The sequence below is a fragment of the Pseudomonas sp. TUM22785 genome (assembly GCF_028198105.1).
GTDB lineage: Bacteria > Pseudomonadota > Gammaproteobacteria > Pseudomonadales > Pseudomonadaceae > Metapseudomonas > Metapseudomonas solani.
In genome coordinates, this window is record NZ_CP116239.1 from 2420875 (window position 1) to 2436730 (window position 15856).

The following is a 15856-nucleotide window of genomic DNA, read 5'->3' on the forward strand; positions in this document are numbered from 1 at the left end:
GGAGAACCCCATGGACAAGATGCTGTACGTCTCCATGACAGGCGCCAGCCAGAACACCCTGGCCCAGCGTGCCCACGCCAACAACCTGGCGAACATTTCCACCACCGGCTTTCGTCGCGACTACGAACAGGCGCGCTCGATGCCCGTGTTCGGCGAAACCTTCCCGGCGCGGGTCTACGCCATGAGCGAGCGCCCCGGCACCGACTTCACCCCCGGCCCCATGCAGGAGACCGGTCGTGACATGGACATCGCCATCGGTGGCCAGGGCTGGATCGCCGTGCAATCCGCCAATGGCAGCGAAGCCTACGTGCGCACCGCCAGCCTGCAGGTGGATGCCCTCGGCCAGCTGCGCACCGGCAACGGCTTGCCGGTGATCGGCAATGCCGGCCCCATCGCCATTCCCCCGGAGCAGAAGGTGGAGATCGGCGCCGACGGCACCATCAGCATCCGTGCCCTGGGCGAGGCCCCCAACGTGATGGCCGAGGTCGACCGCATCAAGCTGGTCAACCCCGATCCCAAGCAGCTGGAGAAAGGCACCGACGGCCTGATCCGCCTGAAGAGCGGCCAGCCGGCCGGCGTGGACGGCACCGTCCAGGTCACCTCCGGCTTCCTCGAAGGCAGCAACGTCAATGCCGTGGAAGAGATGACCGCGATCCTCTCGCTGTCCCGCCAGTTCGAACTGCACGTGAAGATGATGCGCACCGCCGAAGACGATGCTTCGGCGATGGCACGGGTCATGCAACTCAGCTAATTACCAGTACGCGGCGCCATGAAACCGGCGCCCGAGGAGAACGAAGATGCTTCCGGCACTCTGGGTCAGCAAGACGGGCCTCGCGGCTCAGGACATGAACCTGACCACCATTTCCAACAACCTGGCGAACGTGTCGACCACGGGCTTCAAGCGTGATCGCGCCGAGTTCGAGGACCTGCTGTACCAGATCCGCCGTCAACCCGGCGCCCAGAGCAGCCAGGACAGCGAACTGCCCACCGGCCTGCAGCTGGGTACCGGTGTGCGCATCGCCGGCACCCAGAAGATCTTCACCCAGGGCAGCCTGCAGACCACCGAGCAGCCGCTGGACCTGGCGGTGAACGGCCGCGGCTTCTTCCAGATCCTGATGCCGGACGGCACCGTCGCCTATACCCGTGACGGCAGCTTCCACCTGAATTCCGACGGCCAGGTCGTCACCTCCCAGGGCTATGCCCTGGAGCCGGCCATCGTGCTCCCGGCTGAGGTGCAGACCTTCACCGTGGGCGAGGACGGCACCGCGTCGGTGACCACCTTCGGCAACCCCACGCCCCAGGTGATCGGCAACATCCAGACCGCCGACTTCGTCAACTACGGCGGCCTGCAGGCCATCGGCAACAACCTGTTCCTGGAGACCGCCTCCAGCGGCGCTCCGCAAGTCGGTACCCCGGGCCTGACCGGCCTGGGCAACGTGCTCCAGAACACCCTGGAAAACTCCAACGTCAGCGTGGTCGAGGAGCTGGTGAATATGATCACCACCCAGCGCGCCTACGAGATGAACTCCAAGGTCATCTCCACGGCCGACTCCATGCTTGGTTTCCTCTCGCAGAACCTGTAATACCCCCGAGGTAAGTTGTCATGAACCGGCTGATCCTTCCTGTCTCGCTGCTCGCCGCCCACCTGCTCACCGGGTGCGTCGCGCCGGCCGCCAAACCGAACGATCCCTATTACGCCCCTGTCCTGCCGCGCACGCCCATGCCCGCCGCGCAGAACAATGGCTCCATTTATCAGGCCGGCTTCGAAACCAACCTCTACGACGACCGCAAGGCGTATCGTGTGGGTGACATCATCACCATCACCCTCAACGAGCGCACCCAGGCCAGCAAGAACGCCACTTCGCAGATCCAGAAGGACAGCACCGCCAACCTCGGGCTGACCTCGCTGTTCGGCGGCGGCGTGCGGGTCGACAACCCCAGCACCGGCCTCAATCCGCTCAAGGCGGAGAACCTGTCCATGGACGTCGGCTACAGCGGCAGCCGCGACACCAGCGGCAACTCCCAGGCGGGGCAGAGCAACAGCCTCAGCGGCTCCATCACCGTCACCGTCTCCGAAGTGCTGCCCAACGGCATCCTCGCCGTGCGTGGCGAGAAGTGGATGACGCTCAATACCGGCGACGAGCTGGTGCGCATCGCCGGCCTGGTCCGCGCCGATGATATCGGCACCGACAACAGCGTCTCCTCCAACCGCATCGCTGATGCGCGCATCACCTATTCCGGCACCGGCGCCTTCGCCGATGCCAGCCAGCCAGGATGGTTCGACCGCTTCTTCATGAGCCCCCTGTGGCCGTTCTGAGCAGGTAATTGCGAAGATGAAACGACTGACCGCTGCCCTTTGCCTGTTGCTCGCCGCCACGGCCGTTCATGCCGAACGCCTGAAGGACCTGGCGAGCATTCAGGGCGTGCGTAACAACCAGTTGATCGGCTACGGCCTGGTGGTGGGCCTCAACGGCACCGGCGACCAGACCACCCAGACGCCCTTCACCCTGCAGACCTTCAACAACATGCTGGCGCAGTTCGGCATCAAGGTGCCGGCCGGCTCCGGCAACGTGCAGCTGAAGAACGTCGCGGCGGTGTCCATCCATGCCGACCTGCCGCCCTTCGCCAAGCCGGGCCAGGCCATCGACGTGACCATCTCCTCCATCGGCAACGCCAAGAGCCTGCGCGGCGGCAGCCTGCTGATGGCGCCGATGAAAGGCATCGACGGCAACGTCTACGCCATCGCCCAGGGCAACCTGGTGGTGGGCGGCTTCGACGCCGAGGGCAGCGACGGCTCGAAGATCACCGTCAACGTTCCGTCGTCCGGCCGCATTCCCGCCGGCGCCACGGTCGAGCGTCCGGTGCCCAGCGGCTTCGACCAGGGCAACTACCTGACCCTGAACCTCAACCGCCCGGACTTCACCACCGCCAAGAACATCGTCGACAAGCTCAACGAACTGCTCGGCCCGGGCGTCGCCCAGGCCCTGGATGGCGGCTCGGTGCGCGTCACCGCGCCCATGGACCCGAGCCAGCGCGTCGACTACATGTCGGTGCTGGAGAACCTCGAGGTGGAAGCCGGCCAGGCGGTGGCCAAGGTCATCATCAACTCGCGTACCGGCACCATCGTCATCGGCCAGAACGTCAAGGTGCAGCCGGCCGCCGTCACCCACGGCAGCCTGACCGTGACCATCACCGAAGACCCGATCGTCAGCCAGCCCGGCGCCCTGTCCGGCGGGCAGACCGCCGTGGTGCCGCGCTCCAAGGTCAATGCCGACCAGGAAGCCAAGCCGATGTTCAAGTTCGGCCCCGGCACCACCCTGGACGAGATCGTTCGCGCGGTGAACCAGGTGGGCGCGGCCCCGTCCGACCTCATGGCCATCCTCGAGGCGCTGAAGCAAGCTGGCGCCCTCCAGGCCGACCTGATCGTGATCTGAGGAGGCGACCATGGACTCCAAGTTTTCTGCCGGCCTCGGGGGCTCCAGCCCCGTCGACTCGGGCGCCTATACCGACCTCAACCGCATGGCCCAATTCAAGGTGGGCAAGGGCCGGGACAGCGACGAGAACATCAAGAAGGTCGCCCAGGAGTTCGAGTCGCTGTTCCTCAACGAAATGATGAAGGCCATGCGCTCGGCCAACGAGGTGTTCGCCGAAGGCAACTTCCTCAACAGCAACGAGAGCAAGACCTACCAGGACATGTACGACCAGCAGCTGGCCGTGACCATCTCCAAGGGGCAGGGCATCGGCCTGTCCGACGTGCTCACCCGCCAGCTGTCGAAGAACAAGGGCGCGTCTAAGTCCACCGGGCCCAACCCCTTCGCCCAGGTGGCCGAGACCAACGGCATCAGCTGGCCGCAGAAAGGCAGCAAGCTCGAAGCACCGGCTGACGGTCGCGACGACTCCAAGCTGCTGGCCATGCGCCGCATCAGCCTGCCGGGCAAACTCACCGACCGCCTGCTGGCCGGCATCGTGCCGTCCGCCAGCGCCGGGGAGGGCGCAGCAGCCCAGGCGGCCCAGGCGGCCGTCGCGCAGAACCAGGCCCTGGCGGGTGCCGACTGGGTGCCGGCCAAGTCCTATGGTGCGCCGGAGAGCGGCGCCACGCGGGTGGACGGCAATGACGCGGTGATCGGCCGGCGCATCGCCCAGCCGCCGCTGGCGCCGGGCAAGTCGGCCTTCCGTTCGCCCCAGGAATTCATCGACACCATGCTGCCCATGGCCCAGGAAGCGGCGAAGAGCATCGGCGTCGACCCGCGCTACCTGGTGGCCCAGGCCGCCCTGGAAACCGGCTGGGGCAAGTCGATCATCCGCCAGCAGGACGGCAGCAGCAGCCACAACCTGTTCGGCATCAAGTCCCACGGTTGGGACGGCCAGTCGGCCCGCGCCCTGACCACCGAATTCAAGGACGGCCAGGCCGTCAAGGAAGCGGCATCGTTCCGCGCATACGACTCCTATCAGCAGAGCTTCCACGATTATGTGAACTTTCTGCAGGGGAACGATCGATATCAAGAGGCACTGGAAGTAACCGACAAGCCTGAGCGATTCGTCCGCGAACTGCAGCAGGCCGGCTACGCGACCGACCCGCAGTACGCGCGCAAGGTCGCCCAGATCGCCCGGCAGATGCAGACCTATCAGGCTGTAGCGGCGGGCGATGCGGTGGTGCCGCGTTCATGAGGATGAGACATGGCTGACCTGTTATCCATCGGACTGTCGGGCCTGCGTACGTCGCAGACCGCCCTGACGGTGACCGGACACAACATCAGCAACGTGAACACCCCCGGCTACTCGCGGCAGCAGGCGGTGCAGCAGACCAACGTCCCGCAGTTCACCGGCGGCGGCTACATCGGCTCCGGCAGCCAGGTGGTCGACGTGCGCCGGCTGGCCAGTGAATTCCTTACCTCGCAATTGCGCACTGCCACCAGCCAGAACAGTGAGCTGCAGACCTTCAAGAGCCAGATCGAACAGCTCGACGGCCTGTTGTCCAACACCACCACCGGCATCAGTCCGGCGTTGAAGAGTTTCTTCACCTCGCTGCAGACCGCGTCCCAGGACCCATCCTCGGTGGCCGCACGCGAGGCGGTGCTGTCCCAGGCCAAGGGGCTGGAAGACGCGTTCAACACGCTCTACGACCAGCTGGACAAGCAGAACAGCCAGATCAACGACCAGCTCGGCGCGCTGACCACTCAGGTCAATTCCCTGGCGGCCAACGTGGCCAACTACAACGATGCAATCGCCAAGGCCCGCGCCAGTGGCGCCGAGCCCAACGACCTGCTGGACGCCCGCGAAGAAACCATCCGCCAGATTTCCGAAATGATCGGGGTCAAGACCCTGGAGCAGAACGACGGCAGCGTCAGCCTCTTCGTTGGCACCGGCCAGCCCCTGGTGGTGGGCAACACCGCCTCCACGCTGCGCGCCAAGCCCGGTGTCGACGACCCGTCGCGCTACCAGATCGACCTGGTCACCGGCGGTGTGTCGCAAACCATCACCACGCAGATTTCCGGCGGCGAGATGGGCGGCCTATTGGCCTACCGCGATACCACGCTGGACCAGTCGTACAACAGCCTTGGCCAGTTGGCGATCACCATCTCCGACACCATCAACAAGCAGCTGGGGCAGGGCCTGGACTCCGCCGGTCGCGCCGGCAGCCCACTATTTGGCAACATCAACGACCCCCAGGACGCCTCGCTGCGGGTGCTGTCGAACGTCAACAACACCGGCACCGCCAGCGCGGCGCTGAACATCACCGATACCAGCAAGCTGGGCACCAGCGACTACCGACTGGATTACGACGGCACCAACTTCACCGCCACGCGCCTGTCCGACAACGCGCCGATGACTGTCTCGGTGACCGGTACCGGGCCGTACACACTGAGCTTCGCCGATGCGGCGGGCAACAGTCAGGGCTTCCAGGTGCAGATGAGCACCCTGCCGGCGGCCAACGATCGTTTCACCCTGCAGCCGACCCGGCGCGGCGCCACGGATTTCGAGAGCACGCTGAAGTCGTCCGACCAGCTGGCCTTCTCCGGCTCGGCGCGGGCCGAGGCGACCACCAACAACCGGGGCACGGGCACCATCGGCCAGCCCGGGCTGGTCAGCGGGCCGTCGCCCATCGACATCACCGACCTGCAGGACCTGTTCGGCGCCAATGGCATTTCGCTGACCTTCGATGCCGCCACCAACACCCTCAACGGTACCCTGCCGGCCGGCGCGACCCTGAGCTACGTCTCGCCTTCGACCACCGCGCTGACCCCGGGGCAGACCAACACCCTGCGTCTGAACTACACCGACCCGTCGACCAACAACAGCTACACCTACGAATTCACCATGGGTGGCACGCCGCAGAGCGGTGACAGCTTCAGCCTGGCCTTCAACAACAAGGGCACCGGCGACAACCGCAACGCCCTGGCCCTGGTCGGCCTGCAGACCAAGCCGGTGGTCGGCAACGGCACCACCGGCGCCACCTACACCGACGCGTACAGCGGGCTGGTGGAGCGGGTCGGTTCGCTGACCGCCCAGGTGCGGGTCAATGCGGATGCCGGCGAGGCGGTGCTGAAGCAGGCGCAGGAAAACCGTGATTCGCTATCGGGCGTGAACCTGGACGAAGAGGCGGCGAGCCTGATCCAGTTCCAGCAGTACTACAATGCCAACGCCCAGGTCATTCAAGTTGCGCGCGCGTTGTTCGATACATTGATCGGCGCCTTCAATTAAAGGCTGATGTGACATGAGAATCTCGACTATCCAGGCTTTCAACAACCAGGTCGCGGGCTTGCAGAAGAACTACGGGAACGTGACCCGGACCCAGGAACAGATCAGCACCGGCAAGCGCATCCTTACGCCTGCCGACGATCCGGTGGCCTCGGTGCGTCTGCTGCAATTGAGCCAGGAGGAATCCCTCAATGGGCAGTACAAGTCGAACATCACGGCGGCGAAGAACAGCCTGAACAGCGAGGAGAGCATCCTCAATTCCATTGGCAACGTGATGCAGCGCATCCGCGAGATCGCGGTGGAGGCGGGCGACGGCGCCCTGGACTCCACCGACAAGGCCTCCCTGGGCACCGAGCTGCAGCAGCGCGAAGACGAGCTGATGAGCCTGCTCAACAGCAAGGACGCCAGCGGCAAGTACCTGTTCTCCGGCGCCCAGGCCGACACCCAGCCCTTCGTGCGCAACGCCGACGGCACCTACAGCTATCAGGGCGACGAAGGTCGCCGCGAGGTCCAGGTGGCGAGCAGCACCTTCCTGGCCCTGGGCGACAACGGCAAGGACCTGTTCGAGAACGTGTTCAACGCCAACCGTGTGACCACCTCGAAGAGCGCGACCGGCACCGGCAGCACCGCGAGCATTTCCCAGGGCCTGGTGATCGACAAGACCGACTACGACACCGTGTTCCCCGCCAGCAACCCGCCGGCGGCGACCGATGCGATCGGCATCCACTTCCTCGATTCCCAGCGCTACGTGGTCTACGACCCGGCCACCCTGCCGGTGGGCTATGACTGGAACACCTACAACCCCGCCACGCCGCCCGCCGGGCAGCTGGCCACCGGGGCCCTGGACACCAACTCGCAGACCTCCGACTTCATCACCTATGGGGGGGTGAAGGTGCAGATCGACGGCACTCCCGTCGCCGGTGACGACTTCTCCGTCAACCGCAAGCCGGACGCCGAGAAGCGCAGCCTGCTCAATGTGGTTTCGGACCTGCGCAAGGCGCTGCAGTCCTCCGCGGACACCCCCGAGGGCAACCGGCAGATCCGCGACGCCGTGGCGGTGGCTACTTCCAACCTCGACGCGGTCAACACCAAGGTGCTGGGCGTGCAGGGTTCGGTGGGTGCGCGCCTCAACACCCTGGACACCACCGAGGGCTTCGTCGATGACGTGAGCCTGGTGAACAAGTCGGTGCAATCCTCCCTGGAAGACCTCGACTACGCCGAGGCCCTGTCGCGCCTGACCATGCAATCCACCATCCTCCAGGCGGCGCAGCAGAGCTACGTGAAGATCAGCGGCCTGAGCCTGTTCAACTTCCTCAACTGACCCCGCCGTCGCCTGACCCCTTGCCGACCCGCCTTGCATTTCAACGGGTTGGCACCATGCTTGCTTTGGGTCTCGACATCAAAAGCGAGTGCCATAAAACTGTCGGCAATAAAGGCAGCGCGCTCATCCGGCGCAGGGCCGGCTGATATGGGCAGGGGAGAGCAGCATGTTCGATGGCAAGTCCGTATTCGTTTCCGGGGGCACCGGCTCGTTCGGTCGCGCGTTCATCCGCACCCTGCTGGCGAACTACCAGCCCAAGCGGGTGGTGGTGTTCTCCCGCGATGAGCTCAAGCAGTACGAGATGCAGCAGGAGTTCAACGCCCCCTGCATGCGCTATTTCCTGGGTGACGTCCGCGACGCCGAGCGCTTGCAGCAGGCCATGCGCGGCATCGACCTGGTGGTCCACGCCGCCGCCCTGAAGCAGGTGCCGGCCGCCGAATACAACCCCACCGAATGCATCCGCACCAACGTCAGCGGTGCCGAGAACATCATCAACGCCGCCCTGGCCAACGGCGTGCAGAAGGTGGTGGCGCTGTCCACCGACAAGGCCTCCAGTCCGGTCAATCTCTACGGCGCCACCAAGCTGCTGAGCGACAAGCTGTTCGTCGCCGCCAACAACATCACCGGTGACCACCAGACCCGATTCGCCGTGGTGCGCTATGGCAACGTGGTCGGCTCGCGTGGCTCGGTGCTGCCGTTCTTCCGCCGCCTGCTCGCCGATGGCGCCCGCGAGCTGCCCATCACCGACCCGCGCATGACCCGCTTCTGGATCACCCTCGACGAGGGCGTCGACTTCGTCCTGCGCAGCTTCGAGCGCATGCACGGTGGCGAGCTGTTCGTGCCGAAGATCCCCTCCGCGCGCATCACCGACATGGCCGAGGCCCTGGCGCCCGGCATGCCGCACAAGCTGGTGGGCATCCGTCCCGGCGAGAAGCTGCACGAGATGATGATCTCCCGCGATGACAGCACCCACACCTTCGAATTCGACCGGCACTTCGTCATCGCCCCGTCGATCACCTTCAACACCGAATACGACTACACCCGTGATGGCCTGGGTGGCCAGGGCGTGGCGGTGGAAGAGGGCTTCGAATACGTCTCCGATAGCAACCCCCACTACCTGAGCGTGCCCGAGCTGCGCCAGTTGGCGGACACCTGGGCCTGACCATGATTCCTTATGGTCGGCAGAACATCTCCCAGGCGGATATCGACGCGGTGGTGGACACCCTGCGCTCCGACTGGCTCACCCAGGGGCCGGCGATCGAGCGCTTCGAACAGGCCGTTGCCCAGCGCTGCCAGGCTGGTCATGGCGTGGCCGTGAGCAACGCCACCGCCGCGCTGCACATCGCCTGCCTGGCCCTCGACCTGGGGCCGGGCGACCGGCTCTGGACCAGCCCCAACACCTTCGTCGCCAGCGCCAACTGCGGCCTGTACTGCGGCGCGCAGGTGGACTTCGTCGACATCGACCCGGCCACGCTCAACCTCGACGTTGGCCAGTTGGAAGCCCGCCTGGAGCGCGCCGAGCGCGACGGCACCCTGCCCAAGGTGGTCATCCCCGTGGCCTTCGCCGGGCAGAGCTGCGACATGGCGCGCATCGGCGAGCTGGCGCGGCGCTACGGCTTCCGGGTGATCGAGGATGCCTCCCACGCCATCGGCGCCAGCTATGGCGGTCGGCCGGTGGGCTGCTGCGAGCATGCCGATATCACCGTGTTCAGCTTCCACCCGGTAAAGATCATCACCACGGCGGAGGGCGGCCTGCTCACCACCAACGACCCGCAGCTGGCCGAGCGCCTGCGCCGCCTGCGCAGCCACGGCATCACCCGGGACCCGGCCGCCATGACCGGGCCCAGCGAAGGCCCCTGGTACTACCAGCAGCTGGAACTGGGCTTCAACTACCGCATGACCGACCTGCAGGCCGCCCTCGGCCTGTCCCAGCTGCAGCGCCTGGACGCCTTCGTCGCCCGTCGCCGGCAACTGGTGGCCCGTTACGGCGAGCTGCTGGCCGGCTTGCCCCTGAGCCTGCCGCAGCTGCAGGCGGGCGCCGAGCCGGCCTGGCACCTGTACCCGGTGCGCCTGCGCCTGGAGCGCCTGCAGCGCAGTCACCGTGAGATATTCGAGGCCCTGCGCGGCGCCGGTATCGGCGTCAACCTGCACTACATCCCGGTGCACCTGCAGCCCTATTACCAGCAGCTGGGCTTCGCCCCGGGTGACTTCCCCGAGGCCGAGCGCTACTACGCCGAGGCCCTGAGCCTGCCGCTGTTCCCCGACCTGACCGACGACCAGCAGGACCAGGTGGCGAGCACCCTCGCCAGCGTCCTGCAGTGACTGGAGAAACCCGTGCGTGAGCTGACCGAGCAAGAACGATTCTGGCAGGGCGAGTTCGGCGACCAGTACGTCGACCGCAATGACGGTGATGTGCCCGTGGCCAGCGCCACGGCCTTCTTCGCCCAGGCCCTGCGCCGGGCGGGGCGCATCGACAGCCTGCTGGAGCTGGGCACCAACCGGGGCCTCAACCTGCGCGCGCTCAACCGCCTATTACCCCAGGCGACGCTGCTGGGCGTCGAGCTCAACGCCAAGGCCCGGGAGATCGCCCAGGGCCTGGGCATCGCCGAGGTATGGCACGGCTCGCTGTTCGACTACCCGGTGCAACAGCAGGTGGACCTGGCCTTCACCCGTGGCGTGCTCATCCATCTGTCGCCGGAACTGCTGCCCCAGGCCTATGCCAAACTCCATGAGGCCAGCCGCCGCCATGTGCTGATCGCCGAGTACTACAGCCCCTCGCCGGTGGAGATCAGCTACCGCGGCCATGAGGGCAAGCTGTTCAAGCGCGATTTCGCCGGTGAAATGCTCGACCTGTACCCCGACCTGCAGTTGGTCGACTACGGCTTCGTCTATCGGCGCGACGTCAATTTCCCGACCGACGACATCAACTGGTTCCTTCTGGAAAAACGCCCATGAGCAAGGTCGCCATCATCCCCGCGCGCGGCGGTAGCAAGCGGATTCCGCGCAAGAACATCCGGCCCTTCCAGGGCCAGCCGATGATCGCCTACTCCATCCGCGCGGCCCTGGCCTGTGGCCTGTTCGAGCGCGTGGTGGTGAGCACCGATGATGGCGAGATCGCCGATGTGGCTCTGGCCCTGGGCGCCGAGGTGCCCTTCGTGCGCCCGGCCTCCCTGGCCGATGACCATGCCGGCACGGTCGAGGTCATCCAGCACGCCCTGCGTGAACTGGCCGCCGCCGGCTACCACCCCGACTACGCCTGCTGCCTCTACGCCACCGCGCCCTTCGTTTTGCCGGAGAAGCTCCGCGAGGGCTTCGAGCTGTTGGCTGCGCGCGCGGACAAGGACTACGCCTTCACCGTCAGTGACTATGCCGCGCCGGTGCAGCGCGCCCTGCGGGTGAATGCCGATGGCGGCGTCGAATCGCTCTACCCCGAATACCAGCAGACCCGCTCCCAGGACCTGGAACGCGCCTACCACGACGCCGGGCAGTTCTACTGGGGCCGGGCTGCCGCCTGGGCCGAAGGCAAGGCGCTGCACGGTTCGCATTCCCTGCCACTGGTGCTGCCGCGCTATCTGGTCCAGGACATCGACAACCCTGAAGACTGGCACCGCGCCGAACTGATGTACGCCAGCCTCCTGCTGGAGGGGGACATCTGAAATGCGCGTGCTGTTTCGCGCGGATGCCTCACTCAGCCTGGGTTATGGGCACGTGATGCGTTGTCTGACGTTGGCGAAGGCGCTGCGTGAGCTCGGGGCGGAGTGCCATTTCGCCAGCCGTGCCCTGTGCGGCGGCCTGGGCGCGCGGATAGCCGAGGATTTTCCACTGCACGAGCTGCCGGCCACCTATGCCGGGGAACAGACCAGCGGCCTGGCCGAGGCGCCGATCCCGGAGAAGGAAGACCTGGACCACCTGGGCACGGTGCTGGAAGGGCAGCGTTTTGACTGGGTCGTGCTTGATCACTACGGCCTGGGCATGCAGTGGGAACGCGCTGCCCAGACCTTCGCACCCCGCCTGCTGGCGATCGATGACCTGCCCCAGCGCCGCCATTGCGTCAATGCGCTGCTGGACCAGAACCTGCTGGCCGATGAGGCCGAGGCGTATCCGCCATCGCGCGGAGAAGAGCCCGCCATCAGGCTGTTCGGGCCTGGCTACGCACTGTTGCGTCCGGAGTTCGCCCGCTATCGCCGCAAGCCCCGGCCAGCCGCAGACGGCAAGCCCAGGCTGTTGCTGTTCTTCGGCGGCGGGGAGGGCAGCCGCGCGTTGCCCGGCGTCGTGCGCGAGCTGCTGCCGTTGCCGGTTTCCATCGACGTGGTGGTGGGCGGGGCTTCGGCTGCACTGGCCGAGTTGTGCGCGCTGGCGGCGGTCGAGCCCGCCTTGCGTCTGCACGTCGACACGCAGGAGATGGCGGCGCTCATGTGGCACGCCGATCTCTATCTGGGCGCGGGTGGTTCCGTCACCTGGGAGCGCGCCTGCCTGGGCTTGCCCGGTGTGGTGGCCGCCTTCAGTGAGAACCAGGTGTCGATCGGGGTGGCGGGCGAGCGAGCGGGCATCCAGCGCTACCTGGGAATGGCCGATGCACTGCCTGGCAGCGCCTGGCGTGATGCCGCAGCTGACCTGCTCGCCGACACCGGGGTTCTGCACGGCATGCGCACCCGTGCCGCGGCCCTGTGCGATGGCGCCGGTGCCGAGCGGGTGGCCCGCATGATGTTCGAAGCCGGAGGCGCCGATGCGCATTGATGTCCTGTGTTCCGACCCGCGACACCCCATCCTGCCGGGGCTCGTCCAATGGTGTGATGCCCATGGGGCGACCCTGCACAGCGACATGGGCACCCTGGAGGGCGGCGATTTCCTCTTTCTGATTTCATGCCAGCAACTGATAGGCCCGGCCTTGCGCGCGCGTTATCGCCACACGCTGGTGCTGCATGCCAGCGACCTGCCGGCTGGGAGGGGCATGTCCCCCCATGTATGGCAGGTACTGGAAGGGGCAGGGCGGATCACGGTCACCCTGCTGGATGCGGCCGACCCGGTCGACTCCGGCGATATCTGGCAGCAGCTGGCGTTCACCCTGGATGGGCACGAGCTGTGCGACGAGATCAACGCCCGCCTGTTCGCTGCCGAGTTCGAGCTGATGGAGTGGGCGCTGGCCCATTGCGACAGCTGTGCCGCACGCCCCCAGGCAGGCGAGCCGAGCCATTACCGTCGGCGCCGGCCCGAAGACAGCCGGATCGACCCCCACAAGCCGCTGGCGGAGCAGTTCAACCTGTTACGGGTCGCCGACCCTGAGCGTTATCCGGCGTTTTTCGAATTGCACGGTCATCGCTACGAGATCGTGCTGCGCAAGGTAGGAGAGGTGGAATGACTTCTTTCATGATTGGTAAGCGTCACATCGGTGAAGGTCATCCGCCGTTCGTCATTGCCGAGATGAGCGGCAACCACAACCAGTCCCTGGAACGCGCGCTGGCGCTGGTCGACGCGGCCGCGGACGCCGGTGCCCACGCCCTGAAGCTGCAGACCTATACCCCGGACACCATGACCCTGGACCTGGACGAGGGCGACTTCCACATCGGCGACCCCGACAGCCCCTGGACCGGTACCTCGCTCTACCGCCTGTATGGCGAGGCCTATACGCCCTGGGAGTGGCACGAGCCGATCTTCCAGCGCGCCCGGGAACGTGGGCTGGAGGCCTTCTCCACCCCGTTCGACGCTTCGTCGGTGGACTTCCTCGAGTCCCTCGGTGTGCCGGCGTACAAGATCGCCAGCTTCGAAAACACCGACCTGCCCCTGATCCGCCGCGTGGCGGCCACCGGCAAGCCGTTGATCATCTCCACCGGCATGGCCTCCCTGGCGGAAATCCAGGATTGCGTCGAGGCGGCGCGGGGCGCGGGTTGCCAGCAGCTGATCCTGCTCAAGTGCACCAGCACCTACCCGGCCAGCCCGAGCAACACCAACCTGCGCAGCATCCCGCACATGCGCGAGCTGTTCGGCTGCGAGATCGGCCTGAGCGACCACACCCTGGGTGTCGGCGCCTCGGTGGCGGCGGTGGCCCTGGGGGCCCGCCTCGTGGAAAAACACTTCACCCTGAGCCGCGCCGACGGTGGTGTGGATTCGACCTTCTCCCTCGAGCCGGCCGAGCTGGCGTCGCTGGTGGCCGAGACCGAGCGGGCCTGGCAGGCCCTCGGCCAGGTTCACTTCGGGCCGACGCCGGCCGAGCGCAAGTCGCTGGTATTCCGTCGCTCCCTCTATGTGGTACGCGACATGGCCGCCGGCGAGCCGTTCACCCCCGACACCGTGCGCGCCATCCGACCCGGCTTCGGCCTACCGCCCAAGCACCTGGATGAGGTGCTGAACTGTGTCGCCAGTGAGCCGCTCAAGCGTGGCCAGGCCCTGGCATGGCGGCACCTGCTCGGGGGCGATCGATGAGTCGGGTGTGCATCCTCGACTACGGCTCGGGCAACGTGCGTTCGGTCGCCAACCTGTTCGCCACCCTGGCGGAGACCCAGGTGTCCAACGACCCGGCGGCCATCGCCGATGCCACTCACCTGGTGCTGCCCGGCGTGGGTGCCTATGGCGCGGCCATGGCGCGCATCCAGGGCAGCCTGCCGATGGAGGCCGTGCGCGAGGCGGTGTTCACCCAGGGCAAGCCCTTCCTCGGCATCTGCGTGGGCATGCAGGTGCTCAGTGACGAGGGCATGGAATTCGGTGCCACCGCCGGGCTGGGCTGGATTCCCGGCCGGGTGGAGCGCCTGGAGGCCCCCGGGCTGCCGCTGCCCCACGTGGGCTGGAACGATATCCGCGAGGCGCGGCCGCACCCCTTGCTGGCCGGGCTGGAAGGCACGCCGGACTTCTATTTCGTGCACAGCTACGCCTTCCAGGCGGCGGAGCCTGGCGACGTCATCGCCACGGTGGAGTACGGCAGCCGCTTCGCTGCGGTCATCGGCCGGGATAACGTGCTGGGCGTGCAGTTCCACCCGGAGAAGAGCCAGCGTGCCGGTGCGCAGCTGCTGAAGAACTTCCTGGAGCTGGCATGAAGAAGAAACGCCTGATCCCCGTCCTACTGTTGAAGAACGGCCAACTGGTGCAGAGCAAGCGCTTCTCCCGCCACCAGGTGCTGGGCAACCCCTCGGCGGCGGTCAAGCGCCTGAGCGACTGGGCGGCGGACGAGCTGATCTACCTCGACATCAGCCGCGACGACCATTACGACATGGGCCGCGATGACCTGGGCAGCGGCAACCTGCGCGACATCGACGCCATCGTCGCCGAGGTGGCGCGGGCCTCCTTCATGCCCATCACCCTGGGTGGCCGCATCCGCAGCCTCGACGATATCGCCCGGCGCCTGGCCACCGGTGCCGACAAGGTGACGCTGAACACCGCCGCGCTGGATAACCCCGGCCTGATCGAGGCGGCCAGCCGCGAGTACGGCTCCCAATGCATAGTCGTGTCCGTGGACGTGGCCCGGGAGGAGGGCGGCTACCGGGTCTTCGCCGAAGGCGGCAAGCGCCCCACCGAGCGCTTCGTCGCCGACTGGGCGAGCGAGTTGCAGGCGCGCGGCGCCGGCGAGGTGATGATCAACTCCATCGAACGCGATGGCGCCCGCCAGGGGTACGATCTGCAACTGCTGGACATCGTCTGCCAGCAGGTGAGCATCCCGGTGATCGCCCTGGGTGGCGTGGGCGAGTGGGAGCACCTGGCCCAGGCCCTGGAGCAGACCGGGGTGGACGCCGTGGCCGCCGCCAACGTCTTTCATTACACCGACCAGAGCGTCTATCTGGCGCGCCAGTATCTATTCGATCGCGGGCTCAATGTGCGCAGCCCGCAATTGCTGAGTCTTTAGGAGAG

At 66.6% G+C, this 15856-nt stretch carries 16 protein-coding genes; all 16 read left to right on the forward strand.

All coding sequences use genetic code 11. The features are described from left to right. Window positions 1-10: 10 nt before the first annotated feature. The 16 genes from PI990_RS11260 to hisF all read left to right on the forward strand — a co-directional run bounded on the left by PI990_RS11260 (window position 11) and on the right by hisF (window position 15851). The gene (locus PI990_RS11260; RefSeq protein WP_263402022.1) at window positions 11-751 is read left to right on the forward strand and encodes a flagellar basal body rod protein FlgF; all 741 of its coding nucleotides are present in this window, start codon (window positions 11-13) and stop codon (window positions 749-751) included. Window positions 752-797: 46 nt separating this feature from the next. Beyond that, the gene (gene flgG / locus PI990_RS11265; RefSeq protein WP_021220623.1) at window positions 798-1583 is read left to right on the forward strand and encodes a flagellar basal-body rod protein FlgG; all 786 of its coding nucleotides are present in this window, start codon (window positions 798-800) and stop codon (window positions 1581-1583) included. A 20-nt stretch (window positions 1584-1603) separates the two neighbouring features. Then, entirely contained in the window at window positions 1604-2317 is a 714-nt protein-coding gene (gene flgH, locus PI990_RS11270; RefSeq protein WP_184488951.1) for a flagellar basal body L-ring protein FlgH, read from the forward strand. Window positions 2318-2324: 7 nt separating this feature from the next. Then, window positions 2325-3434 (forward strand): flagellar basal body P-ring protein FlgI, encoded by a 1110-nt coding sequence (locus PI990_RS11275; RefSeq protein ID WP_423499370.1) that lies wholly within the window; start codon window positions 2325-2327, stop codon window positions 3432-3434. 10 nt (window positions 3435-3444) lie between these two features. Continuing rightward, window positions 3445-4668: a flagellar assembly peptidoglycan hydrolase FlgJ gene (gene flgJ, locus PI990_RS11280; RefSeq protein ID WP_271660657.1), complete on the forward strand. Its 1224-nt coding sequence runs from the start codon at window positions 3445-3447 to the stop codon at window positions 4666-4668. Window positions 4669-4677: 9 nt separating this feature from the next. Further along, entirely contained in the window at window positions 4678-6702 is a 2025-nt protein-coding gene (gene flgK, locus PI990_RS11285) for a flagellar hook-associated protein FlgK (RefSeq protein WP_271660658.1), read from the forward strand. A gap of 13 nt (window positions 6703-6715) precedes the next feature. Beyond that, window positions 6716-8020 (forward strand): flagellar hook-associated protein FlgL, encoded by a 1305-nt coding sequence (flgL, locus tag PI990_RS11290; protein WP_271660659.1) that lies wholly within the window; start codon window positions 6716-6718, stop codon window positions 8018-8020. Window positions 8021-8186: 166 nt separating this feature from the next. Beyond that, a complete protein-coding gene (gene pseB / locus PI990_RS11295) occupies window positions 8187-9182 on the forward strand; it encodes a UDP-N-acetylglucosamine 4,6-dehydratase (inverting) (protein ID WP_021220617.1) in 996 nt (331 codons plus the stop codon). Window positions 9183-9184: 2 nt separating this feature from the next. Further along, on the forward strand, window positions 9185-10342 hold the full coding sequence (pseC, locus tag PI990_RS11300; protein ID WP_271660660.1) for a UDP-4-amino-4,6-dideoxy-N-acetyl-beta-L-altrosamine transaminase: 1158 nt from the start codon (window positions 9185-9187) through the stop codon (window positions 10340-10342). A 12-nt stretch (window positions 10343-10354) separates the two neighbouring features. After that, the gene (locus PI990_RS11305; protein WP_271660661.1) at window positions 10355-10975 is read left to right on the forward strand and encodes a pseudaminic acid biosynthesis-associated methylase; all 621 of its coding nucleotides are present in this window, start codon (window positions 10355-10357) and stop codon (window positions 10973-10975) included. Next, window positions 10972-11676: a pseudaminic acid cytidylyltransferase gene (gene pseF, locus PI990_RS11310; protein ID WP_271660662.1), complete on the forward strand. Its 705-nt coding sequence runs from the start codon at window positions 10972-10974 to the stop codon at window positions 11674-11676. Before PI990_RS11305 ends, pseF begins: the two co-directional genes overlap by 4 nt. A gap of 1 nt (window position 11677) precedes the next feature. After that, entirely contained in the window at window positions 11678-12757 is a 1080-nt protein-coding gene (gene pseG / locus PI990_RS11315; RefSeq protein ID WP_271660663.1) for a UDP-2,4-diacetamido-2,4,6-trideoxy-beta-L-altropyranose hydrolase, read from the forward strand. Beyond that, window positions 12747-13379, forward strand: a complete 633-nt coding sequence (locus PI990_RS11320; RefSeq protein ID WP_271660664.1) for a formyltransferase family protein — start codon at window positions 12747-12749, stop codon at window positions 13377-13379. Before pseG ends, PI990_RS11320 begins: the two co-directional genes overlap by 11 nt. Further along, entirely contained in the window at window positions 13376-14440 is a 1065-nt protein-coding gene (pseI, locus tag PI990_RS11325) for a pseudaminic acid synthase (protein WP_271660665.1), read from the forward strand. Before PI990_RS11320 ends, pseI begins: the two co-directional genes overlap by 4 nt. Beyond that, entirely contained in the window at window positions 14437-15048 is a 612-nt protein-coding gene (gene hisH / locus PI990_RS11330; protein WP_263402034.1) for an imidazole glycerol phosphate synthase subunit HisH, read from the forward strand. Before pseI ends, hisH begins: the two co-directional genes overlap by 4 nt. Next, window positions 15045-15851, forward strand: a complete 807-nt coding sequence (gene hisF / locus PI990_RS11335) for an imidazole glycerol phosphate synthase subunit HisF (RefSeq protein WP_271660666.1) — start codon at window positions 15045-15047, stop codon at window positions 15849-15851. The genes hisH and hisF overlap by 4 nt, the downstream gene beginning before the upstream one ends. The last annotated feature ends 5 nt before the right edge of the window (window positions 15852-15856 follow it).